Raw genomic sequence first — 25,772 nt, 5'->3', positions numbered from 1 at the left:
ATCACATTGCTGCGCTTACTTGCCGCCGCTTATTCACCTGCGCTCATTTGTCCCAGCGCACGAAGGCGACCGAGGCCGCGGTGGAAAGCCCGAACACGACCATGGCGCCGCCGATCAGCGCGAACAGGGTCCAGGCCGGGGCCTGCGCCATCATGAGGCCAACGCCGCCGATCGCGACGATCAGAAGCCGCGCGGTGGAGGCGAGCACGGGACCGCCGACGCGCGCCGCGCCTTGCGAGGAGAAATACAGCGACACGCCGATACCGAAGAACACGAAGGCCGGGCCGGCCCAGTGGAAGTAGCTGTGCGCCGCGGCGGTAACGCCGGGATCCCTCGTGAACAGCGCGACCCACAGCGACGGATCGAGCGCGATGACGAGGCCGATTAGGCCGACTGTGAGTCCCGAGGCCGCAGCCGCGGTCCAGGCCACGTGCCGCGCGCGTTTCAACTGCCCCGCGCCGATCGCCAAGCCGACCATCGGGACCGAGGCGATGCCGAAGGCGAAGGTGATCGGGATCAGCAGAAATTCCAGGCGCGAGCCGATGCCGTAGCCGGCGAGCATCTCGGTGCCGAAGGTGGCGAGAATCCTCGTGAAGATCAAAATGGTGAACACGGTCTGGAGCGGCGACAGACAAGCCAGCGCCCCGACCTTGAGAATGTCGAAGAACATTGCGCGCTCGAAATGGAAGGCGCGGACCTTCAGCGGCAGCCGGCTGCGCCCGGACAGGAGATACCAGAGCAAGAAGATCGCGGCGCAGCTGAATGCGACCAGCTGGCCGGCGGCAACGCCGGGCATGCCGAATTGTGGCGCGCCGAACAGGCCGAGCCCGAGCGTGCCGCCGAGCGCGATCTGGAGCACGCTCGCCCCGATCAGGGTCATCGAGGGCAGGCGCATGTCTCCGGTGCCACGGATCACCGAGGCCAGCGTGTTGACGAGCCAGATCGCGACCGCGCCTGAGAACAGCATTTGCGAATAGCCGCTGGCTTCCTCGAGCACGCGCTCGCGCCCACCGAGCAGCATGAAGAACGAGCGGCCGAAGGCGAGCATCATTACCGTAAAGAACAGCCCGCCGCAGAGACCGATGATGGCGGCATGCAGCGCCAGCGTCGCGGCGCGGTCGCGATCTCCCGCGCCGAGCGCACGGCTGATCGCGGACGAGACGCCGCCGCCCATCGCGCCCGCGCTCATCATCTGCGTCAGCATCGCGAATGGAAACACCAGCGCGATGGCGGCCAGAGGAATGGTGCCGAGCCGGCCGATATAGGAGGTCTCGGCGATCGCAACCAGCGTGCTGCCGACCATCGCGATCATGTTGGGAATCGCGAGCTGCAGCAGCGTCGGCAGGATCGGTGCCGTCAAAAGACTGGTGATTGAGGAGGCGACCGGGGCACGCGGCGGCACGGCGTCTACGGAGGCGTCGATCGTCATGTGTTACCGCGCGGAATATTAGATGATGTTCGACATATTATAGGGCGTGCGGCGCCGGCACCAACCTGCCGTCACGCAGGGCTCACCACGGCAGGCCGCATAGGTCGATGGTGCCCAGGGTCGGCGCGCTGACGATGTCGAAGACGTAGGGCGCCATGTGGGTGAACCGGATCCGTCCCTCCGGCTGCTCGCAATAGACCTCGCCGGTGAAGGGCCTCCATTTGCGAGCCTCGTAGAACGCAAAATTATGCGGCTCGCAGAACAGCAGCGCGAAGCGGACCGCCTCGTTGGCGCGCATGGTGTGCACCGCGGCGTCGATCGCCATGGTCGCATAGCCGCGGCCGCGGCGGTCCTCGCGGGTGCAGACACCGCCGATGCCGCCGACGTGAACCTTCTGCCCGTTCCAGCTGACTGTCTGGAAGTAGATGCCGACATGGCAGACGAGACCATCCTCGGGCGTCTCGATCAGCACGCGCAGGTCGGCATTGGCCCATTTGACGTGAGCCCAGGGCTGCTTCTCGACGCTGTGGCGCGGCCAGACCGCGTTGTGCAGCGGCTCCGCGATCGACCACGAGGCGTCGCCGTTCAAAATGTCGATCTCGATGCTCATGGCTCTCTCTTTTGCATCTCCGCCCTGTCAGTGCGTTCGTTCTGCCATAAGCACCTCAAAGGCAATGATATTTTAAGGCCCAGTTGAAACGCCCCAGATCCTTGCGACGATTTTATGCAATCGGGCCAAGCGTCCGCATCACCCGTTTTGGCAAATTCGCGGTATTTAACGGCAAAGGAACCTTCTATAAGGTTGACCGTTAAGTCTCGTTCCCCCATCAGTCGCGGACAACAACCCATGACCTTTACGCTGCCCCCACTCCCCTACGCCTATGACGCCCTCGGGCAATTCATGTCGAAGGAAACGCTCGAATTCCACCACGACAAGCATCATCAGGCCTATGTCACCAACGGCAATAACGCGCTCAAGGGCACCGAATGGGAAGACAAGTCCCTTGAGGAGATCGTCAAGGGCTCGTTCGGCAAGAACCCCGCAGTGTTCAACAATGCCGGCCAGCATTACAACCACATCCACTTCTGGAGCTGGATGAAGCCCAATGGCGGCGGCACCAAGCTGCCGGGCAAGCTCGAGAAGAAGATCAACGAGGACCTCGGCGGCTTCGAGAAGTTCAAGACGGACTTCCAGGCGGCGGGTGTCGGTCAGTTCGGCTCGGGCTGGGCCTGGCTCCAGGTCAAGAACGGCAAGCTGGAGATCGCCAAGACCCCGAACGGCGAGAATCCGCTGGTGCACGGCGCCACCCCGATCCTCGGCGTGGACGTCTGGGAGCACTCCTACTACATCGACTATCGCAACCGTCGTCCGGATTATCTCAAGGCGTTCGTCGAGAACCTCGTGAACTGGGAATACGTCGAGTCGCTGTTCGACAAGGCCTGAGGCTTCACGCATTCGGGTTCGGCTTTGCCGCTCCTGAATGACGGGATTGAAAAGGCGGTCGCATGCGCGGCCGCCTTTGATGCTTTACGGAGTTCGTCTGTGCCTCGCATGGCTCTGCGCAGGGGGCGCAACGCTCCCGCCGCCGGTACTGTTTGCATCGCGAGGACGGCGTCCTTAATCAGGACGGGCATCACCCTCGAGCCGAACGAGCCCGTTGTCAGGACCTTCCCAGAAAGACCCGCCGCCCGCTGATGACGTGGAGTCCGAGCCGCGGCCGGGCCGCGTGCGCAAGCCGATCGGCTGGTCGACAATCATGATCGCGGTGCTGGTGGCGGTGAGCGCGGCGCTGGTCTGGCGGCGTGACGGCACCGACGGCGTTCTCGAAATTCTCACCCACGATCTCTCGCTGTTCGGCGGCATCCTGCCGCGCGTGCTGGCCGGCTGCCTGCTCGGCGCGTTCATCTCGGAAATCCTGCCGCACGAAAAAGTCTCGCGCTCACTCGGGCCGAAATCCGGCCTGAAGGGCCTTCTGATAGGCACCGCCTTCGGCGCGATCCTGCCCGGCGGTCCCTTCACCGCCTATCCGGTGGCGAGCGCGCTGCTCGCCGTCGGCGCCGATTTCGGTGCCGTCATCGCCATGGTCGTGAGCTGGACCTTGATCGGCTATGGCCGGGCGGTGGCCTGGGAAATCCCGATCATGGGCACCGACTTCACGCTGTGGCGCATCATCATCTCGCTGCCGCTGCCGGTGCTCGCCGGCGCGCTCGGCCGCTTTGTCTATGTCCGGCTCTATCCGAAGCCGGCCATGAAGGACGACGAGACGTGAGCGCGGCGCTTCTCATCGATATGCTGCTGTGGGGCTCGGTCTTCGGCGTCGGCCTGATCGCCTTCCGCCGCGGGCCTCCGGTGTTCAAGGCCTCGCTGCGCGAAGGCTCCATGGACTTCATCAACATCGTGCCGCGGATCGCGCTCGGGGTGATCGGCTCCGGCTACATCGCCGCCATCATCCCGCAGGAGGTGATCAGCGGCTGGCTCGGCCCCGATAGCGGCTGGCTCGGGGTCGCAACCGCCGTAGTCGCCGGGGCCGCGACGCCCGGCGGCCCGGTGATAGGGTTCTCCATCGGTACGGTGGCGCTGAAGTCGGGCGGCGGCGTCCCGCAGGTGGTCGCCTATGTCGTCGCGTGGGCGCTGTTCGCCTTCCAGCGGGTGATCTTGTGGGAAATCCCGTTCATGCCGGCCCGTTTCGTCTGGTTCCGCTGCGCGGTTTCGGTGCCGTTCCCCTTCGTGGCCGCCGCCATCGCGATGGTGATCGGCAAGCCCTGAGCCGGGGCGTGGACAGGGGTAATGTTATAATATAACGTTCTCGGATGGTTCCCGCCGCGTCCCACACCCAGCCTCACGGCCACGCCCATGACCATGCCCCTTCCCATGGGCATGACCATACACACGCCCATGTCCATGACGCAGCAGTGCCGCATCCGGCCCAGGCGGCGCACTGGTCGATCCTGCGCATGACCATGGCCAGCCGCCTCGCGGCCGCGCTTGCCGTCTGCGCGGTGCTGTGGGGCATCGTGTGGCTGGCGATGAGGTGACGATGGCGGGACTGCATTTCCACAATGTCACGCTCGGCTATGACCGGCATCCGGCCGTGCACCACCTCAATGGTGAGGTCGCTCCGGGCGCGCTGCTGGCCGTGATCGGCCCGAACGGCGCCGGCAAGTCGACGCTGCTGCGCGGTATCGTCGGTATTCTCAAGCCGCTCGACGGCAGCATCCATCTCGGCGGGCTCGACTCCCGCGATATCGCCTATCTGCCGCAGAGCGCGGAGATCGACCGCAGCTTCCCGATCTCGGTGCTGGACTTCGTCGGCACCGGGCTGTGGCGTGGGACCGGCCTGTTCGGCGGCATCGGCAAGGCCGCACGCGAAAAGATCCTCCGCGCGATCGCTTCCGTTGGCCTCAACGGTTTCGAGAACCGCCCGATCGGCACACTCTCGGGCGGCCAGATGCAGCGCGTGCTATTCGCGCGCGTGCTGCTCCAGGACGCGCGGCTGATCGTGCTGGACGAGCCCTTCAACGCCATCGACAGCAAGACCACGGTCGATCTGCTGGCGCTGGTGAAGCACTGGCACGGCGAGGGCCGCACCGTGCTCGCCGCGCTGCACGACATGGAGATGGTGCGTAACCATTTCAGCGAGACGCTGGTGCTGGCGCGCGGCCCCGTGGCGTGGGGACCGACGGCGGAGGTTCTGACGCCCGAAAACCTGATCGTCGCGATGCGCATGTGCGAAGCCTTCGACGACAGCGCCGCCGCCTGTTCGGCCGATGATGCCCGCTCGCGGGCGGCTTGATATCCGATGATCTATGACGCGCTGATCGGCCCGTTCACCGAATTCGAGTTCATGCGGCGCGCGCTTGCCGCCGTCATCGCGCTGTCGTTCGCGGGTGCGCCGATCGGCGTGTTCCTGATGCTGCGGCGGATGAGTCTGGTCGGCGACGCCATGGCGCATGCGATCCTGCCGGGCGCGGCGGTCGGCTTCCTGCTGTCAGGTCTCAACCTGTTCGCGATGACGGCCGGTGGCTTGATTGCGGGATTTGCCGTCGCGATCCTCGCAGGCCTCGTCGCGCGCTCGACCGGGCTGAAGGAGGATGCCTCGCTCGCGACCTTCTATTTGGCCTCGCTGGCGCTGGGCGTGACCATCGTCTCGTCTCGGTCAAGGGCACCAATATCGACCTGCTGCACGTGCTGTTCGGCAACATCCTCGCGATGGACGACCAGACGCTGCTGGTCGTCGCCTTCAACGCCACAGTGACGTTGTTGGTGCTCGCGGTGATCTACCGGCCGCTGGTGATCGAGAGCGTCGATCCGCTATTTCTGCGCACCGTCAGTCGTGCCGGCGGACCTGCGCATCTCGCCTTCCTCGCGCTCGTCGTCATCAATCTCGTCAATGGCTTTCAGGCGCTCGGTACCCTGCTGGCGGTCGGCCTGATGATCCTGCCGGCCGGCATCGCGCGGTTCTGGTCGCGCGATCTCACGGTGATGATCTGCATCGCGGTCGTCGCTGCCGCCGTCTCCGGCTATGCTGGCCTCGTGCTGTCGTTTCAGACCCGCGTGCCGTCGGGCCCTGCGATCATTCTGGTGGCGAGCGCGCTCTACATGGTCTCCGTCCTGTTCGGCCGCGTCGGCGGTGTTGTCAGGCAGATGTTTCCCGGGCCGGCATCTGGAAGCGTGACAGCGATGCGCTTCCTTCTGCTCTTTGCGTTGCTGCTGATCGCCTCGCCGTTGCACGCCGCGGGGCGGCTCAATGTCGTCGCGAGCTTCTCGATCCTGGGCGATTTCGTTCGCAATGTCGGCGGCGACCGTATCAATCTGACGACTCTGGTCGGGGCCGACAGCGACGTGCACGTCTACACGCCGGCCCCCAGCGATGCGAAACGGATCGCGGACGCAAAACTGGTCATCGTCAACGGGCTTGGCCTCGAGGGCTGGCTGCCGCGCCTGGTGCAATCCTCCGGGGCCAAGGCGCAGGTGGTCACCGCAAGCGCCGGCATCGCGCCGCTGAAGCTCGGCTCGGCCGCGGATCCGCATGGCTGGCAGTCCGTCCCCAACGCCAAAATCTACGTCACCGGCATCGCCGATGCGCTGGCCGCGGCCGATCCCGACGATGCGGAGTTCTTCCGCGCCCAGACAAAGGCCTATCTGGAAAAGCTCGAAAACGCTCGACCGCGAGGTCCGCGAGGCCCTGGCCAAAATCCCGCCGGAGCGGCGCAAGGTGATTTCGACCCATGACGCCTTCGGCTATTTCGCCGCCGAATACGGCGTCCAGTTCATCGCGCCCCTGGGCGTCTCCACCGAAACCGAGCCCAGTGCGCGGGACATCGCCACCATCATCAGCCAGATCAAGGCCCAAAAAATCCCGGCCGTGTTCCTGGAAAATATCAGCGACGACCGGCTGATCCGGCGGATCGCGGCGGAGACCGGCTCAAAAGTCGGCGGGACCCTGATTTCGGACGGTTTGACCGGCGAAAAGGGGCCTGGACCCACTTACATTGATATGGTCAGGCACAATATAAAGGCCCTGACCAGCGCACTTGACCACTAGGGCAGGGGCCACCCCGCCTTGCGTCGCGCGAAAAGCCCGAAGTCCGGAGTTGTTATGTCTGAAGCGACCTCCCAGAAAATTCCCGTGACCGTCCTGACCGGCTATCTCGGTGCCGGCAAGACCACGCTTTTGAACCGCATCCTGTCGGAAAACCACGGCAAGAAATACGCGGTCATCGTCAACGAATTCGGCGAGATCGGTATCGACAACGACCTCATCATCGGCGCCGATGAGGAAGTGTTCGAGATGAACAACGGCTGCATCTGCTGCACCGTGCGCGGCGACCTCGTGCGCATCCTGGACGGGTTGATGAAGCGCAAGGGCAAGTTCGACGCCATCATCGTCGAGACCACCGGCCTTGCCGATCCGGCCCCGGTCGCCCAGACCTTCTTCGTCGACGAGGACGTGCAGAAGAACGCGCGGCTCGATGCGGTCGTGACGGTTGCGGACGCCAAATGGCTGTCCGACCGTCTGAAGGACGCGCCCGAGGCCAAAAACCAGATCGCCTTCGCCGACGTCATCGTGCTGAACAAGACCGATCTCGTCACCAAGCCCGAGCTTGCCGAGGTCGAGGCCCGCATCCGCGGCATCAACCCCTATGCGAAGCTCCATCGCACCGAGCGCTGCTCGGTAGCTTTGGCCGACGTGCTTGATCGCGGTGCGTTCGACCTCGACCGCATCCTCGACATCGAGCCGGATTTCCTGAAGGCCGATGACCATGACCATGACCATGATCATCACGGGCATGACCATCACCACCATGATCACGGCCACGGCCTGAAGCATTATCACGACGAGGACATGCAGTCGCTCTCGCTCAAGACCGACAAGCCGCTTGACCCGAACATGTTCATGCCCTGGCTCCAGAACCTGGTGCAGGTGGAGGGTGGCAAGATCCTGCGCTCCAAGGGCATCCTCGCTTTCCATGACGATGACGACCGCTACGTCTTTCAGGGCGTCCACATGATGCTGGAGGGCAACCACCAGCGGAAGTGGAAGGACGGCGAGCCGCGCGAGAGCCGCCTCGTCTTCATCGGCCGCGAATTGCCCCAAGATCTCATTCGCCAGGGTTTTGAGAGCTGCATCGTCTCGTGATGAAAGAGTTCACGCCGGCCCCCGATTCCGCCTCGATCGTCTCCGTCACCGACCGTGTCAAGCCGGTTGCGCTCGGCATGGGCGTGACCGCGGCCCATTTCCTTGGCGACCGCGCCGCCTTCGTCGGCGGCGAGGAGAACGTCGCGTTCGTGGATGGCCAGGGCGAGATCAGCACGGTCGCCGTGCACAGCGGCGGCATTCTCTCGACCGCTTCCGACGGCAAGCGTCTCGTGATGGGCGGCGACGACGGCAAGGTTGTGTCGCTCGACGCCAAGGGCGCGGTGACGCTGCTTGCGACCGACCCGAAGCGGCGCTGGATCGATGCGGTGGCGCTGCATCCGGACGGCGCCTACGCCTGGTCGGCCGGCAAGACGGCTTTCGTCAAGAGCGGCAAGCAAGAAGAGAAGTCGATCGAGGTGCCCTCGACCGTCGGCGGGCTTGCGTTCGCGCCGAAAGGCCTGCGGCTCGCGATCGCCCATTACAACGGCGCGACGCTGTGGTTTCCCAACATGGTGGCGTCGGCCGAATTCCTGCCCTGGGCCGGTTCGCATCTCGGCGTCACCTTCAGCCCGGACAACAAATTTCTGGTCACCACGATGCACGAGTCGGCGCTGCATGGCTGGCGGCTTGCCGACAACAGGCACATGCGCATGACCGGCTATCCCGGACGCGTCCGCTCGATGTCGTGGAGCGCGGGCGGCAAGGCGCTGGCGACCTCGGGTGCGGACACCGTGATCCTGTGGCCGTTCGCCAGCAAGGACGGGCCGATGGGCAAAGAGCCCGCGATGCTCGCGCCGTTGCAGGCGCGCGTGTCGGTGGTTGCCTGTCACCCCAAGAACGACATCTTCGCCGCCGGCTACAGCGACGGCACCGTGCTGATGGTGCGGCTGGAGGACGGCGCGGAAATCCTGGTTCGCCGCAACGGCACTCCGCCCATGGCTGCGCTCGCCTGGAACGCCAAGGGGACTCTGCTGGCGTTCGCGGATGAAAATGGGGACGGCGGGCTTCTGGAGCTTTAAGCCGTCATCGTTCTGACCGTAGATGGGGCCATGCGGTTTCTCACGACCTTCCAGATTGCAGACTTTGCCGACACGCTGGTCAGCCTGTTCACGGCTTTCGTGCTGGGCACGCTGATCGGTGCCGAGCGGCAGTATCGCCAGCGCACTGCGGGCCTGCGCACCAATGTGCTGGTCGCGGTCGGCGCCGCCGCCTTCGTCGATCTCGCGATGCACCTGACCGGCGCTGACGGTGCGGTGCGGGTGATCTCCTACGTCGTCTCCGGCATCGGCTTCCTCGGCGCCGGCGTCATCATGAAGCAGGGGATGGATGTGCGCGGACTCAATACCGCGGCGACGCTGTGGGCTTCGGCCGCGGTCGGCTCCTGCGCTGGCGCCGACATGGTCGCGCAGGCCGCGGCGCTGACGGTGTTCGTGATTGCCGGCAACACCATGCTGCGTCCGCTGGTCAACGCCATCAACCGCATCCCGCTGAACGAAAAGGCCTCCGAGGCGACCTACTACTTCAAGCTCGCGGTCGCGGCCGACGTCTTACCCGACATGCGCGACCGCCTGGTCGAGAAACTCGAGGCCGCAAAATATCCGGTAGCCGACGTCCACGTGGTCGAGATCGGCGACGACATTCTGGAGATCGTCGCCAAGCTGGTCGCGACCGCGGTCGATCCGAACGAACTGAACATGGCGGCGACCGATCTCCAGCACTTGCCCGGCGTGCGGCATGCGACGTGGGAAGTCAGCACCACGGAGTAAGCGCGGCAATTTGGCTCGCGGGCGGCAGGTTCCCGCCTTTCCGGCAGCGGAACCGGGGTGGGGGCAAGTTCGTTGATACCGCGGACAAATGCGGTGATCGATATGACCGGCAATAGTGACAAGCGCAGACTGAAGTTCGACCTGATAATCGCGTGCTCGCTGTTCGCAGCAGGCGTCGTGGTGTCAGGCATGTCGCTGGCGCAAATCCGCGCCGAGATCCGCATGCAAACGGCGCAGGTGACGCAGCCACTCCAGGGCGCGCCGTCGGACGATCAGAACAAGCCTGCGGAAGCCAGGCCCGGCGGTAATCGGCCGACCACGCCGGCCCCGGAGCCCGCGCGCCCCGATCCGCAGACGCAAGGCGCGGCGGGCGCGGCTAAGCCAGCGTTGCCGCCGGCACCTGCCGAGAAGATCGCGCCGCCGATCAAAGAGAAATAGCGAACTCGTAGTTGCAGCGTCATGGCCGGGCTTGTCCGGACAAGCCCGGCCATGACGGCTGGGTTGTCACCGCACCAGAACATTCCGGAACTGCCAGGGATCGCTCGTATCGATGTCCTCCGGAAATAGTCCCGGACGATCCGTCAGCGGCGTCCAGTCGGTGTAGAAACCCTTTACCGGGCCGAGATACGGAATCTGGATCTCCAGCAGACGATCGAAATCCATCTCGTCGGCTTCGACGATGCCTTCGTTCGGGTTTTCCAGCGCCCACACCATGCCGCCGAGCACGGCGGAGGTCACTTGCAGGCCGGTGGCGTTCTGATACGGCGCAAGCTTGCGGGTCTCTTCGATGGAGAGCTGCGAGCCGTACCAGTAGGCATTGTTGTCATGGCCGAACAGCAGCACGCCGAGTTCGTCGATGCCGTCGACGATTTCGTTCTCATCGAGGATGTGGTGCTTTTCCTGCATCTTCGCTGCGCGGCCGAACATTTCATGCAGCGACAGCACGGCGTCGTCAGCCGGATGATAGGCGTAGTGGCAGGTCGGCCGATAGATTGCTGTGCCCGATCCGTCACGCACCGTGAAGTAATCGGAGATCGAGATCGACTCGTTGTGGGTGACGAGGAAGCCGTACTGCGCGCCGCGGGTGGGGCACCAGGTGCGCACGCGCGTGTTGGCGCCGGGCTGCATCAGATAGATGGCGGCGCCGCACCCGGCTTCGTGAGTGTGCGCGTTCTCGGGCATCCATTTTTCATGGGTGCCCCAGCCGAGTTCGGACGGCTGCACGCCTTCCGACAGGAAACCTTCCACCGACCAGGTGTTGACGAAGACATCAGGCTCTTTCGGCGTCTTGGAGCGCTGGGTGTCGCGTTCGGCGATGTGGATGCCCTTGATGCCAGCCTGCCGCATCAGATCCGCCCATTCGGCTTTGGTCTTCGGCTTGGGAGCATTAAGCTTCAGATCAGCGGCGACGTTGAGCAGCGCCTGCTTGACGAAAAAAGAGACCATGCCGGGATTGGCGCCACAGCAGGAGACCGCCGTCGTCGAGCCCGCGGGGCGCGCCTTCTTGGCGGCCAGCGTCGCTTCGCGAAGGGCGTAGTTGGAGCGCGCTTCCGGGCCCTTCGACGAATCGAAATAGAAGCCGAGCCAGGGCTCGTTGACGGTGTCGATGTAAAGAGCGCCAAGTTCGTTGCAGAGCTCCATGATGTCGGTGGAGCCGGTATCGACCGAAAGATTGACGCAAAAGCCCTGGCCGCCGCCTTCAGTGAGGAGCGGGGTCAGCAAGTCGCGATAATTGTCCTTGGTCACGCCCTGCTGGACGAACTTTACATTGTGCTTCTCGCAATGTGCTTTGCGGCCCTCGTCCTTGGGATCGATCACGGTGATGCGCGACTTGTCGTAATCGAGATGCCGCTCGATCATCGGCAACGTGCCTTTGCCGATGGAGCCGAAGCCGACCATGACGATAGGACCGGTAATCTTCGCGTAGATCTGCGAGGCGGGGCTCATGGGATGGTTTCTCCGGAAAGTACTGGCAGACAAAGGGTGAGGGATGGATCAGGCGCCGCGGCGCTTCGCGGTCACTTCGATCTCGACCTTCATCTCGGGCTTGTAGAGTGCCGAGACGACGAGAAGCGTTGCGGCCGGGCGAATATCGCCGAGGACTTCGCCGCAGACGGCGAAGTGTGCGTCTGCGTCCTTGATGTCGGTGATGTAGTAGGTCGCGCGGACGATGTCGGCCATCTCGAAGCCACCCTCCTTCAGGGCCGCTTCGATGGTCTTGAAGCAGTTGCGTGACTGGCTCGTGACATCGGCCGGCATTGTCATCGTGGTGTAGTCATACCCGGTGGTTCCCGCGACGAAGGCGAACTCGCCGTCGATCACGGCGCGGCTGTAGCCGGCGGTCTTCTCGAACGGGGAGCCGGTGGAAATCAGGCGACGGGACATCGGTTCAGCCTCGACTGAAAGGGGCGTTTCCGCGGGTTAAAGGGCGTTTCTCGGGCCCGCGCAACCCCAAAGGGACAGGCGTCAGCGCGGGCGTGGGTACGACCGCGGCTTGGGTCGTCGAAGACGGCAATCCCTTAAGCCGCGTGCGCCTGGAGAGCGCGAGCCGCCCGGCGTTTGGGCAAGGCCGCGCGGGTCGGGACGATCATCCCGGCAGCGCTGTCCAGCGCGCCCGTCGTGAATTCGATCGCCAGCAGGCGGTCGCGCTCGAACGGGCCGGGCAGCGACAGCTCGCCAGTCTTCGCGGGTGAGAAGCCGAAGCGGGCGTAATAAGGGGCATCGCCGAGCAGGATCACAGCGGCATGCCCGCGCGCCCGGGCGGCGGCCAGCGCTTGATGCATCAGCGCGGCGCCGATCCCGAGCTCGCGGCAGGCAGGGTGCACCGCCAGCGGTCCGAGGACCAGAGCGGGCCTGCCTCCAGCGCTGACGTGCCACAGCCGCACGGTTCCCACGAGCGTCCCTCCGCGCACTGCCGACAGGGCAAGCCCCGCGGCTGGTGCGCGTCCGTCGCGCAGGCGCTGGCAGGTGCGGCCATGGCGGTTCTCGCCAAAGCTGGCATCCAGCAGCGCTTCACGCATCGCAACGTCGGCAGCACGCTCGCTGCGGATCGCGAACGGAGCGGCTTTCGAAGAGAGGTCAACCTGTGTCTTCCGATGAGCAGTCATGGCGCGTCAGTCCCCGCTTGAAACGACGTGCGAAAAGCACGCCTATCCAAGACGTCGTCAGATCGAAATGTCAGGGAGGGAGCCGGCAAGCCGGCTCCCGGGTTCGTCAGGCCTCAGATCAGAGGCGGATCAGATGTGGCAAATCAGATGTGGTAGGTCTTCAGCGGCGGGATGCCGTTGAACGCCACCGCCGAGTAGGTCGACGTATAGGCCCCGGTGCCTTCGATCAGCAGCTTGTCGCCGATCTCGAGCGTGACGGGAAGCGGATACGGGTTCTTCTCGTACAGCACGTCGGCGCTGTCGCAGGTTGGCCCAGCGAGCACGCACGGCGTCATGTCCGCACCGTCATGCGGGGTGCGGATGGCGTAGCGAATCGACTCGTCCATGGTCTCGGCGAGACCGCCGAACTTGCCGATGTCGAGATAGACCCAGCGCACCTCGTCCTCGTCGCTCTTCTTCGAGATGAGCACGACCTCGGATTCGATGATGCCGGCGTTGCCCACCATGCCGCGGCCCGGCTCGATGATGGTCTCCGGAATCTGGTTGCCGAAGTGCTTGCGCAGCGCGCGGAAGATCGAGCGGCCGTAGGTGACCACCGGCGGCACGTCCTTCAGGTACTTGGTCGGGAAACCGCCGCCCATGTTGACCATGGTCAGGTTGATGCCGCGCTCGGCGCAGTCGCGGAACACCTGCGAGGCCATCGCCAGCGCACGGTCCCACGCCTTCACCTTGCGCTGCTGCGAGCCGACATGGAAGGAGATGCCGCACGGCTCCAGGCCCAGACGCTTGGCGACGTCGAGCACGTCGACGGCCATCTCCGGGTCGCAGCCGAACTTGCGCGACAGCGGCCATTCGGCGCCGGCGCAGTCATAGAGGATGCGGCAGAACACTTTCGCGCCGGGCGCGGCACGGCCGACCTTCTCGACCTCGGCGACGCAATCAACCGCGAACAGCCGAATGCCGAGCGCGAAGGCGCGCGCGATGTCGCGCTCCTTCTTGATCGTGTTGCCGAAGGAGATGCGGTCGGGCGTCGCACCGGCGGCCAGCGCCATCTCGATCTCGGCGACCGTCGCGGTGTCGAAGCAGGAGCCCATGGACGCCAGCAAAGCCAGCACTTCCGGCGCCGGGTTGGCCTTGACGGCATAGAACACGCGGCTGTCGGGCAGCGCCTTGGCAAAGGTCTGGTAATTGTCGCGCACGACTTCGAGGTCGACGACGAGGCACGGCTCGGTGTCGAGGCCATCCTTGCGGCGGTTGCGCAGGAATTCCTGGATACGATCGGTCATAGCACTCTCCCAAACGGCCCAGCGACGGGATCCGTTCAAAAAATGACGTCGGATAAGAGCGCTCCGGCCAGATCGCGCGATGGAGGCGCGACGAGCCAAAGACTCACATCAGACTGTGCTGCCGTGGATTGGTTGGGAAATGTTCCCGCCCGCACACCTGGCAATGAAGGACAAGCCTTTTCAGTAGCCCGCGCCGGCGTTGGAATGCCGGTAGAGACCAAAAAAGCCCGATCCGTCGTTGCTTTAAGTCGCGTCCCCCGTTGAGAGCGGGGTGCGCCGGTTCGCCTCCGGCTGCCAGTCACGGTTGCAAAAAGTGAAGTCACCTTCGACAAGGCATCTCTTTGAGAGAGATGCTGGACGCTCCGGGTTTGCTCAGGCCTCGCGACCTCCGCACTTCCGAAGAGCCCCTCGGCTTCTTCACCCCTTGGCGGCTGTCCGGCCTCTTGTCCGGATACCTACCGACTGACACACGACCACAGGCACGTGCGAAATTGGGCAATCCGCAAATAGGTGTTTTGACTCTGGTTCGCAAGAGATTTTTTAGGCTGAGAACAGATTTGCCTAACATCTGCTTGCGCAGTGTTGCGCGAGCAGCGCGAAAGATGAACGCGCGTTAAGTTTTCTGCGCGCGCGTGTCCCTCGCGCGCGTGAGAAGCGTCAGCTGCGCTTCGTGAAGGGCTCGACGCGCTGAGCCGCGCGGATGAAGGCGGTCATCACGAACACGCCGAGCGCGAACAGCGCGGCCTGAAGGATATGTGCGCCCTGGTCGCCGAGCCCGAACAGGATCGCGAGCGCCCATCCGCCGGCAAACGCCGCGCCGAACACCTCGGCGCCGATCAGGATGGCGGCGCTGATGACAGTGATGACGCTCGGCCAGACGATCCGACGGGAAGACGAGGAAGGCGCGTTCATGAGCTCAGGGGTCCCTAGGCTTGGAGGGCCGCAATCTCCTCGAAAAGGCGGCCGGGAGCAAGGGCAAATGGCCCAAAAAAGCCCCATCGCGTGCTATAGCTGGCCGCAACAATTCAGGCTCGAAAATCGGGACGTGTGATGTCAGAACCCCGCCAAACTACGGACTCCGAGACCAACCCGCTGCTGAAGGCCTGGGTGACGCCGTTTGCGACCCCGCCTTTCGACGAGGTCAAGCCGGAGCACTTCCTCCCGGCCTTCGAGCAGGCCTTCGCCGATCACTCCGCGGAGATCGCGGCGATCACCAATGATCCGGCCGCAGCCGACTTCGCCAACACCGTCACGGCGCTGGAGCGCTCGGGCAAACTGCTCAGCAAGGTCGCTTCCGTCTTCTACGACCTCGTCTCGGCGCATTCCAATCCGGCCATCCTGGAGATCGACAAAGAGGTTTCCTTGCGGATGGCGCGGCACTGGAATCCGATCATGATGAACGCCGTGCTGTTTGGCCGCATCGCCCATCTGCACGAGAACCGCGCCAATCTCGGTCTGACACCGGAACAGCTCCGCCTGCTCGAGCGCACCTACACCCGCTTCCACCGCTCGGGCGCTGGCCTCTCCGAAGAGGCCAAGACGCGGATGGCGGAGATCAACGAGAGGCTCGCCCTGCTCGGCACCAGCTTCAGCCATCATCTGCTCGGCGACGAGCAGGAGTGGTTCATGGAGCTCGGCGAGGCCGACCGCCAGGGCCTGCCGGAGAGTTTTGTCGCCAGCGCCAAGGCTGCGGCAGAAGAACGTGGCATGGCCGGCAAGGCCATCGTCACCCTGTCGCGCTCCTCGGTCGAACAGTTCCTGAAGAGCTCGGCCCGACGTGACCTGCGCGAGAAGGTCTACAAGGCTTTCACCGCGCGGGGCGACAACGGCAATTCCAACGATAACAACGCGACCATCGTCGAGGTCCTGAAGCTGCGCGAGGAAAGCGCCAATCTGCTGGGCTATCCGACCTTCGCAGCCTACCGGCTCGAGGATTCCATGGCCAAGACGCCGGAAGCGGTGCGGGGCCTTCTGGAGCGGGTCTGGAAGCCGGCCAGGGCGCGCGCGCTTGCCGACCGCGACGACATGCAGGCGCTGATCACGGAAGAGGGCGGAAATTTCAAGCTCGCCTCCTGGGATTGGCGCTTCTACGCCGAAAAGCTGCGCCTTCGGCGGGCCAATTTCGACGACGCTGCGATCAAGCCGTATCTCGCGCTCGACCACATGATCGCCGCCGCCTTCGACTGCGCCACGCGCCTGTTCGGCATCACCTTCGCCGAGCGCAAGGACGTTCCGGTCTGGCACCCGGATGTCCGGGTCTGGGAGGTAAGGGGCAAGGACGGCAAGCACAAGGCGCTATTCTATGGCGACTACTTCGCCCGGACGTCGAAACGCTCCGGCGCCTGGATGACCTCGCTGCGCGATCAACAGAAGCTCGACGGCGAGGTCGCGCCACTGATCCTCAACATCTGCAACTTCTCCAAGGGCGCAGGCGGGGAACCCTCGCTGCTGTCGCCCGACGATGCCCGCACGCTGTTCCACGAGTTCGGCCACGCCCTGCACGGCATGCTCTCCAACGTGACCTATCCGTCGCTGTCGGGCACCTCCGTGTTCACCGACTTCGTCGAACTGCCGTCGCAGCTCTACGAGCACTGGCAGGAGCGGCCCGAGGTGCTGCAGCAATTCGCCCGCCACTACCAAACCGGCGAGCCGCTGCCGGACGATCTGCTGCAACGGTTCCTTGCCGCGCGAAAATTCAACCAGGGCTTTGCCACGGTCGAGTTCGTCTCCTCGGCGCTGGTCGATCTCGAATTCCATACCCAGCCGGCCTCCGCCGCGCAGGATGTCCGCGCCTTCGAAAAGAAGGAGCTGGAGAAGATCGGCATGCCCGAGGAGATCTCGCTGCGCCACCGGCCGACCCAGTTCGGTCACATCTTCACCGGCGATCATTATGCCGCGGGCTATTACAGCTACATGTGGTCGGAGGTGATGGACGCCGACGCCTTCGGTGCGTTCGAGGAGGCCGGCAACATCTTCGATCCTGAGGTCGCCAAGCGCCTGCACGACGACATCTACTCCTCGGGTGGATCGGTCGATCCTGAAGTTGCCTATGAGGCGTTCCGCGGCCGCCCGCCGGAGCCGGACGCGCTGCTGCGCCGCCGCGGTCTGCTCGACGACGCAAAGGTCGCCTGATGGGCATGCGTGCCCTGTTCGGACTGCTGCTCGCCATCGCCCTGTCGCTTGCGGCAGGAACGGCGAGCGCGCATCCGCATGTCTGGATTACGGCGACGAGCGAGCTGCTCTACGCTGAGGACGGCACCATCACCGGCGTCCGCCACTCCTGGACGTTTGACGACATGTTCTCGGCCTATGCGGTGCAAGGGCTCGAGAGCAAGACCAAGGGCGCCTATACGCGCGAGGAGCTCGGGCCGCTGGCGCAGACCAATGTCGAATCGCTGAAGGAATATGCCTACTTCACCTTTGCGCGAGCCGACGGCAAGAAGGAGCGATTCCAGGAGCCGGTCGACTACTTCCTCGACTACAAGGACACGGTCCTGACGCTGCACTTCACGCTGCCGCTGAAGAACCCGGTCAAGCCAAGGCAATTGGTGCTCGAAGTGTTCGACCGCTCCTTCTTCATCGACTTCCAGATGGCCAAGGACAATCCGGTCAAGCTGGTCGGCGCGCCCGCCGGTTGCCAGATGAAGCTTGATCGGCCCAGTGACGGCTCCGCCACCGCCCAGAAGCTCAACGAGCAGACCTTCATGAACGGCGAGAACTCGAATTTCGGCATGATGTTCGCCAACAAGATCACGGTGGATTGCCCTTGAAGCCGCAACTCTCCCCGCTCGCCCGCGGGCTGCTCGCCTGCGCCGCCATTGTGCTGGTCGTAAGCGTGGTCGATGCCGCGCTCCACGTTGATCTCCTCGCGCAAAACCCGTTCGGCGCGCCGCGCACCACCCAGCCAGCAGCCCCCGAGGCCAACGGCGTCATCGGCTGGCTCCTGGCAAAACAGTCGGAATTCTATCGCCAGATGTCGGCGACCATCCGCGCCGCGAAGTCCGACGGCTCGGCGGTGTGGACGCTGCTCTTCATCTCGTTCGCCTATGGCATCTTCCACGCGGCCGGCCCCGGCCACGGCAAGGCGGTGATCGCCTCCTATCTCGTCGCCAATCGTGAGACCGCCCGGCGCGGCATCGTGCTGTCATTTGCCTCGGCGCTGATGCAGTCGCTGGTGGCGATCCTGATCGTCGGCGTCTCGGCCTGGGTGCTGAATGCGACCGCCAAGACCATGTGCAAGGCGGAAGGCGCGATCGAGATCGCAAGCTATGCCCTGATCGCGCTGTTCGGCCTGCGCCTGGTCTGGGTCAAGGGCCGCACTTTCATCCGTGCCCTCCAGGCAGTTCAGCCAGTGCCGGCGATCGCGGGCGTGCCGCATGACCACCATGATCACGGCCACCATCATCACGATGCGCATGATCATCGACCCCATGATCACAGTCACGACCACGCGCACGCCCATCATCACCACGAGCATGACCACGTCCATGACGAGCATTGCGGCCATTCCCACGGTCCCGCGCCGAGCGAGCTCGCCGGCCCCGGCGGCTGGGGACGCGGCTTCGGCGCGATCCTGACCGTCGGCATCCGCCCCTGTTCGGGCGCGATCCTGGTGCTGGTGTTCGCGCTGGCCCAAGGTCTGTTCTGGGCAGGCATCGCCGCGACCTTGCTGATGGGGCTCGGCACCGCGATCACGGTCGCCGCCATCGCGGTGGTCGCCGTCTCCGCCAAGGACATCGCCGCCCGCCTCAGCGCCGGGCGCGACGGCGGTGGTGCGCTGTTCATGCGCGGCATCGAATTCGCCGCCGCCGGCCTCGTGCTGCTGTTCGGCGCCGGCCTGTTGTTGGGTTACATCGCGGCTGAGCGGACGACGTGTTTTTGAGCAAGACTCTCGTGCCCCGGACGCAGCGCAGCGTCCCTTCGACGGTGCGCTGCAGAGTCGGGGCCCATGTCTCCGTAGGGTAGCGGGTGGCCTTCTGGGTCCCGGCTCTGCGGAGCAGCGCAAGCGCGCTGCACCGCGTCCGGGACACGGCGCGTCACACCGGCAGAAACCGCTTCAACACCGGCATGAAGAAGATCCCGAGATTGATCGCAAAGCCGATGCTCCAAAGGATGGAGCGCAGCGTCGGGCGGTTGCCGAGATAGGTCAGCACATAGGCGATCCGCACGATCAGGAACAGCGCCGCGAGCTCGTCGACCAGGCGCTGCGGCGAATCCCTGTATTCGGCGAGCAGCACTGCGAAAGCAAAGAACGGAAAGGTCTCGATGCCGTTCTGGTGCGCGCCGAGCGCGCGCTGCGCGATGGCGTCCTGATAGAAGGCGGGATCACGCGGCCGCGAATTGTCGAAGCTGCGAAATCTGATCCATTTGATCGAGCCGATCGTTAACAGATAGAGCAGCAATGCTCCAAAGACGCACCATTCAGCGAGCGTCATCTTTCCTCTCCCCGCTTGAGTGCGACCCTAGCGAAACAGGCCTCATCTTGACAAGTTCGGAGCAACGCGCGACCCAACGATACATGACGACAATTGCCCCCATCGCAGCCGCGAAGCAGGCCGTCCGGTCCGGTCTGCCGCGCGTCGGCGTGCTGCTGGTCAATCTCGGCACGCCTGATACGGCCGATGCGCCGGGTGTGAGGGTCTATCTCAAAGAGTTCCTTTCGGACGCCCGCGTCATCGAGGATCAGGGCTTGATTTGGCAGTTCGTGCTGAACGGCATCATCCTGCGCACCCGCCCCCGCGCCAAGGCGCGCGACTATCTCAAGATCTGGAACACCCAGAGGAACGAGTCGCCGCTCAAGACCATCACGCGCTCGCAGAGCGACAAGCTCGGAGCCATGCTGTCGGACCGCGACCACGTCACGGTGGAGTGGGCGATGCGCTACGGCAATCCCTCGATCAAGTCGGGCGTTGATGCGCTGATCGCGAAGGGCTGCGATCGCATCCTTGCCGTACCTCTCTATCCGCAATATTCCGCCGCGACATCGGCCACCGTCTGCGACGAGGTGTTTCGCGTGCTTGCGCGGCTGCGCGCGCAGCCGACGCTGCGGGTGACACCGCCTTACTATGAGGACGAAGCCTATATCGAGGCGCTCGCCACCTCGATCGAGACGCATCTGGCGAGCCTGCCGTTCAAGCCGGAGCTGATCGTCGCCTCATTCCACGGCATGCCGAAGGCCTACGTGGACAAGGGCGATCCTTATCAGGGCCAATGCGTGGCCACGACGGAGGCGCTGCGACGCCGGCTCGGCATGGACGAGACGAAACTGCTGCTGACGTTCCAGTCGCGCTTCGGATTCGACGAGTGGCTCCAGCCCTACACCGACAAGACCATGGAGCGTCTGGCGAAAGAGGGCGTGCGCCGGATCGCGGTCGTGACGCCCGGCTTTTCCGCCGACTGTCTGGAGACGCTGGAGGAGATCGCGCAGGAAAATGCCGAGATATTCAAGCACAATGGCGGCGAGCAGTTTTCCGCGATCCCCTGCCTCAACGACAGCGATCCCGGCATGGATGTGATCCGGACGCTGGTGCTGCGCGAGCTTCAGGGCTGGATCTGAGGAGCGCCCCATGAACCGCCGCGAGATTCTGGCGCTCCTTGGGATGACCGCAGCGCTGCCGGCTTCAGCGCTGGCGCAGCAGCCGAATGCGACGCGGCGGCTCGGCGTGCTCTCGGTCACTGCGGCCGACGATGGGATCGGGCAGACGCGAAGCGCCATCCTGGTCGAGGCGCTCGCCGGCCATGGCTGGAAGGAGCACGCCAGCCTCAAGATCGATTGGCGTAACGGCGGCGGCGACCGCGCGCGCATCGCGCAACTCGCCGACGAACTCGTGGCGCTCAAGCCCGACATCCTGCTTGCGGTCGGAACGCCCTCGGTGGAGGAGCTGCGCCGGCGCACCACGACGATCCCGATCGTGTTCGCCGTCGTCACCGATCCCGTCAGCCAGGGCTTCGTCCAGAATCTCGCCCATCCCGGCGGCAACGTCACCGGCTTCACCGATTACGACGGCCCGCTGGCCGGCAAATGGCTGGAGATGCTGACGCAGGTCACGCCAAAACTGTCCCGTGTCTTCGTCGTCTACAATCCCGCCACCGCGCCGTTCGCGCCGCTGATGCTGCGCACCATCGAGGACGCGGGCCGCGCGCTCCATGTGACGGTGGAGCCTGCGCCCGTGCACGACACCGCCTCGATCGCCGCGCTGGCCTCGCGAAAGGACGGCGGACTGCTGGTGCTGCCGGACTTCTTCACCATGGCCAACCGCGCGCACCTCCTGGCGGCGATCGGTGAAGCGGGCGTGCCGGCAGTGTTCTGGAGCCGCACCTTCGTCGACGAGGGCGGGCTGATGTCCTACAGCACCGACAGTGCCGAGCAGCTCCGCCGCGCCGCCTCCTACATCGACCGCATCCTGAAGGGTGCGCAAGCGGCCGACCTCCCGGTCCAGAATCCGACCAAGTTCGAGCTGGCGATCAACTTGAAGACGGCCAGGGCAATCGGCGTCACGCTTCCGCCAAGCCTGCTCGCAACCGCGAACGAGGTCATCGAATAGAATTCGGCTGCGACCGCTGGCATGGCTGGATTCGTTAACGTCCGCCGCTAGGTCTGCGCCTGCACGCTTTCAAGAGCGCCTCGCAAATACATAATCGCGGCCATTCCCTCTCCCTGCGTCTTGTGCAGAATCGCGCCAATGCCGACGTGAGTCGCGACCGCTGAACCGGTGGGGTCGCATTCCCGACCAATGACAGCGCGGGAAAGACCTTTTCCCGCCTCGGAGGAAATATGAGCGGTTTCGACATTTTCGCGATTGTTCTGGTTTTGCTCGTCATCGTCACGCTGGTTGCCGGCGTGAAAACGGTGCCGCAGGGCTATGACTGGACCATCGAGCGGTTCGGCAAATACACCCAGACGCTGAGCCCCGGGCTCAATCTGATCGTGCCCTATTTCGATCGCGTCGGGCGCAAGATCAACATGATGGAGCAGGTGATCTCGATACCTGAGCAGGAGGTGATCACCAAGGACAACGCCACGGTCACGGTCGACGGCGTCGCCTTCTTCCAGGTATTCGATGCCGCGAAGGCGAGCTACGAAGTCTCCAATCTGGAGCAGGCGATCATCGTGCTGACCATGACCAATATCCGTTCGGTGATGGGCTCCATGGATCTCGACCAGGTGCTGTCGCATCGCGATGAGATCAACGAGCGCCTGCTGCGCGTCGTCGACGCCGCGGTCTCGCCGTGGGGTCTCAAGGTCAACCGCATCGAGATCAAGGACATCGTGCCGCCCGCCGATCTCGTCGAGGCGATGGGCCGGCAGATGAAGGCCGAGCGCGTCAAACGCGCCGATATTCTCGCGGCCGAAGGCCAGCGCCAGTCCGAGATCTTGCGTGCAGAGGGCGCCAAGCAGGGCCAGATTCTCCAGGCCGAAGGCCGCAAGGAAGCTGCATTCCGCGACGCCGAGGCCCGCGAACGTTCCGCGGAGGCCGAGGCCAAGGCGACGCTTGTGGTATCGGAAGCCATTGCCAAGGGTGATATCTCCGCGTTGAACTATTTTATCGCGGACAAGTATATCAAGGCGTTCGGGCAGCTGGCCGACTCGCCGAACCAGAAGATCATCATGCTTCCGGTCGAAGCGATGAGCATGCTGGGTTCGCTCGCCGGCATCGGCGAGATTGCGAAGGCGACGTTCGGCGAAAGTGCGGCGTCCGCGGCCGCTGCCGCTCGCCGCGGCGGTTCGGTGCCGTCGTCCAGCCCCACGCCGCCGGCGGTGCCGCCACGGCAGGGATAGTCACAGCGCACCCCCGGAAGCGGACACCGGTTTTCCGATAAGGGCATGCGTCTAAAATAAAGAGGTCGTGTCATGACCGACATGTTCGTATCGCTCGGCACCTGGAACTGGCTGATCTTCGGCTTCATCCTGATGGTGCTGGAGGTGCTGGCGCCGGGGATCTTCCTGTTCTGGCTCGGGCTCGCCGCGATTTTGGTCGGCCTGATCTCGTTCGCGATTGTCGTGTCCTGGCAGATCCAGCTCGTGATGTTCGCTGCGTTCGCCGCCGCCGCCGTGCCGGTGTGGCGCCGGCTCGCGCGGCCGAGGGCGGATGCGAGTGCCAGCCCCTTCCTCAACAAGCGCGCGGACGCGCTCCTGGGCCGCGAGTTCACGCTGGAGAAGCCGATCATCGACGGCAACGGCACCATGCGTATCGGCGACACGGTGTGGCGCGTCGCCGGCCCGGATACGCCGGCGGGGACACGTGTGAAGGTGGTGCAGGTGGACGGTGCGAATCTGACGGTGGCGGCGACGTAGCTGTTGTCTCCCCGTCATTGCGAGCGAAGCGAAGCAATCCAGCCTGTCTCCGCGGAAAGATTCTGGATTGCTTCGCTCCGCTCGCAATGACGAGTTTGTCAGGACCGCGTCGCCAGACTTAGGCGCCTCTCTTGCTGCGCCACCGCTCCGCAAACCTGTGCAGCGGTATGAACGTCTCGCACAGCTCCCGCCCCAGCGCCGTCAGCCCATAACCTCCACCTTCGCCCAACTCCACGAACCCGGCCTCGCGCAGCTCGCTCAGCCGCGCTTGAAGCACGGTCGGCGAGGCCTCGTCGCAGGCAGTGCGCAAGCCGCGCGAGGTGAGGGGGGCTTCGCGTAATTCCCACAGGATACGCAGGCTCCAGCGTCGCCCCAGGAGGTCGAGCAGCGCCATGACCGGTCGACCCGTGCGCGAACCACGGACGCTACGCGATCTGGAAGCGGACTGTTTCGCCATCGTCGCCCTCTTGCGTATTGCTACAAATAATGTAGCGTGATGCTACAGTAAATGTAGCAAGGGAGGCAGCCGATGTCTTAGGCCCCGCCGCGCATTGCGCCGCTCACCCCGCCTTATCCCCCGGAGATCCAGGCGCAGTTCGACCGCATCATGCGCGGCGCGCCGCCGCTGCGGCTGTTCCGGGTGATGGCGGGCCACACCCGCGCCTGGGACAAGTTCCGCGCCGGCGGCCTGCTCGATCCTGGCCCGCTGTCCCTGCGCCAGCGCGAGATCGTCATCGACCGCACCTGCGCGCTGAACAAATGCGAATATGAATGGGGCGTGCATGTCGTGATCTTCGCCGGGCCGGCGGGGCTCAGCGAGGCGGAGGTGCGTGCGACCGTGCAGGGCGACGCGACGTCGTCGTGCTGGCCGCCGGCCGAACAGGCGATGATCGCCGCCGTCGATGCGCTGCATCACCGCGCGACGTTCGACGATGCCGAGTTCGCCGCGCTCTCGGCGCATTACGACGAGGCGCAGATCCTGGAGATCATGCTGCTGTGTGGCTTCTACCGCACGGTGTCGTATCTGGCGAACGGACTAAAGCTGCCGCTGGAGGAGACGGCGGCAAGATTCCCCGCTTAGGTCTAACCACCCGCTGTGCTCGTAATGACGGAGGAGAGAGCGCGCGCCCTACGCCACGCCCGCGCGCAACAGATCGTGCAGATGCACGATGCCCACCACCTTGTCCGCCTCGGTCACGACCAGCGTCGTGATCTTGCGGGTGTTGAGCACCTCGATCATCTCGGTGGCGAGCATCGAGGGCGGCACGGTTTTCGGCTGCCTGGTCATGACGTCGTCGACCGACGCCGTCAGCAGGTCGGGCCGCATGTGGCGGCGCAGATCGCCGTCGGTGATGATGCCGGCAACCCCGCCGACATCATCGACGATGCAGACGCAGCCGAGGCCCTTGGCCGACATCTCCATTACTGCGTCCGACATCTTGGTGCCGAGCGGCTTGACCGGAATCTCCGCGCCGGTGCGCATGTAGTCGCGGACGAATTTCAGCATCGCGCCTAACTTGCCGCCGGGATGGAAATGCGCGAATTCCAGCGCGGTGAAGCCGCGGCCTTCGAGCAGCGCGATCGCGATGGCATCGCCGATCGCGACCTGCATCATGGTCGAGGTGGTCGGCGCCAGATTGTGCGGGCAAGCCTCGCGCGCCTTCGGCAGCTCAAGCACGATGTCGGCTGCTTGTCCAAGCGAGGACGCGGCGTTCGACGTCACCGCGATCATCGGGATCGCGAACCGCGCGGAATAGTTCACGAGGGTCTTCATCTCCGGCTGCTCGCCGGACCAGGACAGCGCCATGATGACGTCGTCGGTGGTGATCATGCCGAGGTCGCCATGGGCGGCTTCGGCGGTGTGCACGAAGAAGGCGGGCGTGCCTGTCGAAGCCAGCGTCGCCGCGATCTTGCGGCCCATATGGCCCGATTTGCCGAGCCCGGTGACGATGACGCGGCCCTTCGCGTTGCGGATCAGATCGACCGCCTTGGCGAAACTCGCGCCAAGCGGGCCGCGCAGGGCGGCGGCGAGTGCGTTGATACCGCCGCTCTCGGTTTCCAGCGTGCGGAGTGCGGATTCGACGCTGTCGGGAATGGGGCCGGATGATTGGGTCATCAGCGGTTTCGAACTCGGCATGTTCTGGTCCAGGGAGGAGGGGCGGTTCGCCCGTTGGCTCCTGCTTAGCACGCCATGGCCTTCGAGGCGACGAGGACGCCCCAGCCCTCAACCGGTCGTTAACCATAATTG

The 25,772-nt window shown here is 64.7% G+C and carries 27 protein-coding genes and 2 pseudogenes; 19 read left to right on the top strand and 10 right to left on the bottom strand.

Features of this window, described 5'->3' with window-relative positions:
* Positions 1-43: 43 nt before the first annotated feature.
* Both ACVWYI_RS35775 and ACVWYI_RS35770 read right to left on the bottom strand, forming a co-directional pair.
* Entirely contained in the window at positions 44-1,429 is a 1,386-nt protein-coding gene (locus tag ACVWYI_RS35775) for an MATE family efflux transporter (protein ID WP_456664376.1), read from the bottom strand.
* An 82-nt stretch (positions 1,430-1,511) separates the two neighbouring features.
* The gene (locus ACVWYI_RS35770; RefSeq protein ID WP_456664375.1) at positions 1,512-2,039 is read right to left on the bottom strand and encodes a GNAT family N-acetyltransferase; all 528 of its coding nucleotides are present in this window, start codon (positions 2,037-2,039) and stop codon (positions 1,512-1,514) included.
* A gap of 237 nt (positions 2,040-2,276) precedes the next feature.
* On the opposite strand from ACVWYI_RS35770, the gene ACVWYI_RS35765 reads away from it, so the two are divergent.
* The 11 genes and pseudogenes from ACVWYI_RS35765 (at position 2,277) to ACVWYI_RS35715 (ending at position 10,274) form a co-directional block, all read left to right on the top strand.
* Positions 2,277-2,873: a superoxide dismutase gene (locus ACVWYI_RS35765; protein WP_247445116.1), complete on the top strand. Its 597-nt coding sequence runs from the start codon at positions 2,277-2,279 to the stop codon at positions 2,871-2,873.
* 214 nt (positions 2,874-3,087) lie between these two features.
* On the top strand, positions 3,088-3,699 hold the full coding sequence (locus tag ACVWYI_RS35760; RefSeq protein WP_247339601.1) for a permease: 612 nt from the start codon (positions 3,088-3,090) through the stop codon (positions 3,697-3,699).
* On the top strand, positions 3,696-4,196 hold the full coding sequence (locus ACVWYI_RS35755) for a hypothetical protein (protein WP_247339602.1): 501 nt from the start codon (positions 3,696-3,698) through the stop codon (positions 4,194-4,196). Before ACVWYI_RS35760 ends, ACVWYI_RS35755 begins: the two co-directional genes overlap by 4 nt.
* A 44-nt stretch (positions 4,197-4,240) precedes the next feature.
* Positions 4,241-4,465 (top strand): hypothetical protein, encoded by a 225-nt coding sequence (locus tag ACVWYI_RS35750; RefSeq protein WP_247339603.1) that lies wholly within the window; start codon positions 4,241-4,243, stop codon positions 4,463-4,465.
* A 2-nt stretch (positions 4,466-4,467) separates the two neighbouring features.
* Entirely contained in the window at positions 4,468-5,223 is a 756-nt protein-coding gene (locus ACVWYI_RS35745; RefSeq protein WP_456664374.1) for a metal ABC transporter ATP-binding protein, read from the top strand.
* 6 nt (positions 5,224-5,229) lie between these two features.
* Positions 5,230-6,105 (top strand): annotated as a pseudogene (locus ACVWYI_RS35740) (metal ABC transporter permease).
* 5 nt (positions 6,106-6,110) lie between these two features.
* Positions 6,111-6,975, top strand: a pseudogene (locus ACVWYI_RS35735) (metal ABC transporter solute-binding protein, Zn/Mn family).
* A 54-nt stretch (positions 6,976-7,029) separates the two neighbouring features.
* On the top strand, positions 7,030-8,070 hold the full coding sequence (locus ACVWYI_RS35730) for a CobW family GTP-binding protein (protein ID WP_354104493.1): 1,041 nt from the start codon (positions 7,030-7,032) through the stop codon (positions 8,068-8,070).
* The gene (locus ACVWYI_RS35725) at positions 8,070-9,089 is read left to right on the top strand and encodes a WD40 repeat domain-containing protein (protein ID WP_456664373.1); all 1,020 of its coding nucleotides are present in this window, start codon (positions 8,070-8,072) and stop codon (positions 9,087-9,089) included. Before ACVWYI_RS35730 ends, ACVWYI_RS35725 begins: the two co-directional genes overlap by 1 nt.
* Positions 9,090-9,119: 30 nt before the next feature.
* Positions 9,120-9,836 (top strand): MgtC/SapB family protein, encoded by a 717-nt coding sequence (locus ACVWYI_RS35720; protein WP_247339616.1) that lies wholly within the window; start codon positions 9,120-9,122, stop codon positions 9,834-9,836.
* Between the two features lie 102 nt (positions 9,837-9,938).
* On the top strand, positions 9,939-10,274 hold the full coding sequence (locus ACVWYI_RS35715) for a hypothetical protein (protein WP_247339618.1): 336 nt from the start codon (positions 9,939-9,941) through the stop codon (positions 10,272-10,274).
* Between the two features lie 66 nt (positions 10,275-10,340).
* Here the strand turns inward: ACVWYI_RS35715 and ACVWYI_RS35710 are convergent, their stop codons facing one another.
* The 5 genes from ACVWYI_RS35710 to ACVWYI_RS35690 all read right to left on the bottom strand — a co-directional run bounded on the left by ACVWYI_RS35710 (position 10,341) and on the right by ACVWYI_RS35690 (position 15,141).
* On the bottom strand, positions 10,341-11,783 hold the full coding sequence (locus ACVWYI_RS35710) for a homospermidine synthase (RefSeq protein ID WP_247339619.1): 1,443 nt from the start codon (positions 11,781-11,783) through the stop codon (positions 10,341-10,343).
* Positions 11,784-11,831: 48 nt separating this feature from the next.
* Positions 11,832-12,221, bottom strand: a complete 390-nt coding sequence (locus tag ACVWYI_RS35705; protein WP_247339622.1) for a RidA family protein — start codon at positions 12,219-12,221, stop codon at positions 11,832-11,834.
* Between the two features lie 134 nt (positions 12,222-12,355).
* On the bottom strand, positions 12,356-12,943 hold the full coding sequence (locus tag ACVWYI_RS35700; RefSeq protein ID WP_456664372.1) for a GNAT family N-acetyltransferase: 588 nt from the start codon (positions 12,941-12,943) through the stop codon (positions 12,356-12,358).
* Positions 12,944-13,086: 143 nt separating this feature from the next.
* On the bottom strand, positions 13,087-14,229 hold the full coding sequence (locus ACVWYI_RS35695) for a type III PLP-dependent enzyme (RefSeq protein WP_247339628.1): 1,143 nt from the start codon (positions 14,227-14,229) through the stop codon (positions 13,087-13,089).
* 657 nt (positions 14,230-14,886) lie between these two features.
* Positions 14,887-15,141, bottom strand: a complete 255-nt coding sequence (locus ACVWYI_RS35690) for a hypothetical protein (protein WP_247339629.1) — start codon at positions 15,139-15,141, stop codon at positions 14,887-14,889.
* Positions 15,142-15,279: 138 nt separating this feature from the next.
* Between ACVWYI_RS35690 and ACVWYI_RS35685 the strand changes: the two genes are divergently transcribed.
* From ACVWYI_RS35685 to ACVWYI_RS35675, 3 genes are read left to right on the top strand one after another with little or no spacing between them, the layout of a single operon-like run.
* On the top strand, positions 15,280-17,361 hold the full coding sequence (locus tag ACVWYI_RS35685) for a M3 family metallopeptidase (protein ID WP_456664371.1): 2,082 nt from the start codon (positions 15,280-15,282) through the stop codon (positions 17,359-17,361).
* The gene (locus ACVWYI_RS35680; RefSeq protein WP_247339633.1) at positions 17,361-17,999 is read left to right on the top strand and encodes a DUF1007 family protein; all 639 of its coding nucleotides are present in this window, start codon (positions 17,361-17,363) and stop codon (positions 17,997-17,999) included. Before ACVWYI_RS35685 ends, ACVWYI_RS35680 begins: the two co-directional genes overlap by 1 nt.
* The gene (locus ACVWYI_RS35675) at positions 17,996-19,111 is read left to right on the top strand and encodes a nickel/cobalt transporter (protein ID WP_456664370.1); all 1,116 of its coding nucleotides are present in this window, start codon (positions 17,996-17,998) and stop codon (positions 19,109-19,111) included. Before ACVWYI_RS35680 ends, ACVWYI_RS35675 begins: the two co-directional genes overlap by 4 nt.
* A gap of 154 nt (positions 19,112-19,265) precedes the next feature.
* On the opposite strand, the gene ACVWYI_RS35670 is transcribed toward ACVWYI_RS35675, so the two are convergent.
* Positions 19,266-19,664 (bottom strand): MAPEG family protein, encoded by a 399-nt coding sequence (locus ACVWYI_RS35670; protein ID WP_247339637.1) that lies wholly within the window; start codon positions 19,662-19,664, stop codon positions 19,266-19,268.
* Positions 19,665-19,747: 83 nt separating this feature from the next.
* On the opposite strand from ACVWYI_RS35670, the gene hemH reads away from it, so the two are divergent.
* The 4 genes from hemH (at position 19,748) to ACVWYI_RS35650 (ending at position 23,524) form a co-directional block, all read left to right on the top strand.
* Positions 19,748-20,785, top strand: coding sequence for a ferrochelatase (gene hemH, locus ACVWYI_RS35665; protein WP_247339650.1), 1,038 nt, complete (start codon positions 19,748-19,750; stop codon positions 20,783-20,785).
* Between the two features lie 10 nt (positions 20,786-20,795).
* Entirely contained in the window at positions 20,796-21,773 is a 978-nt protein-coding gene (locus ACVWYI_RS35660) for an ABC transporter substrate-binding protein (protein ID WP_247339652.1), read from the top strand.
* 230 nt (positions 21,774-22,003) lie between these two features.
* Positions 22,004-23,008, top strand: a complete 1,005-nt coding sequence (locus ACVWYI_RS35655; protein ID WP_247339654.1) for an SPFH domain-containing protein — start codon at positions 22,004-22,006, stop codon at positions 23,006-23,008.
* 72 nt (positions 23,009-23,080) lie between these two features.
* Positions 23,081-23,524, top strand: a complete 444-nt coding sequence (locus ACVWYI_RS35650; RefSeq protein WP_247339656.1) for an NfeD family protein — start codon at positions 23,081-23,083, stop codon at positions 23,522-23,524.
* A 118-nt stretch (positions 23,525-23,642) separates the two neighbouring features.
* Here ACVWYI_RS35650 and ACVWYI_RS35645 read toward each other — a convergent pair whose 3' ends face one another.
* Positions 23,643-23,981, bottom strand: coding sequence for a winged helix-turn-helix transcriptional regulator (locus ACVWYI_RS35645; RefSeq protein ID WP_247339658.1), 339 nt, complete (start codon positions 23,979-23,981; stop codon positions 23,643-23,645).
* A gap of 150 nt (positions 23,982-24,131) precedes the next feature.
* Here ACVWYI_RS35645 and ACVWYI_RS35640 point away from each other — a divergent pair, with 150 nt between their 5' ends.
* Positions 24,132-24,605, top strand: a complete 474-nt coding sequence (locus ACVWYI_RS35640; protein WP_456664369.1) for a carboxymuconolactone decarboxylase family protein — start codon at positions 24,132-24,134, stop codon at positions 24,603-24,605.
* A gap of 48 nt (positions 24,606-24,653) precedes the next feature.
* Here the strand turns inward: ACVWYI_RS35640 and ACVWYI_RS35635 are convergent, their stop codons facing one another.
* On the bottom strand, positions 24,654-25,661 hold the full coding sequence (locus tag ACVWYI_RS35635) for a KpsF/GutQ family sugar-phosphate isomerase (RefSeq protein ID WP_247339662.1): 1,008 nt from the start codon (positions 25,659-25,661) through the stop codon (positions 24,654-24,656).
* Between the last annotated feature and the right edge of the window lie 111 nt (positions 25,662-25,772).

This window comes from Bradyrhizobium sp. LB13.1, assembly GCF_054056815.1.
This window is presented reverse-complemented; position numbering and strand designations above follow the sequence as displayed.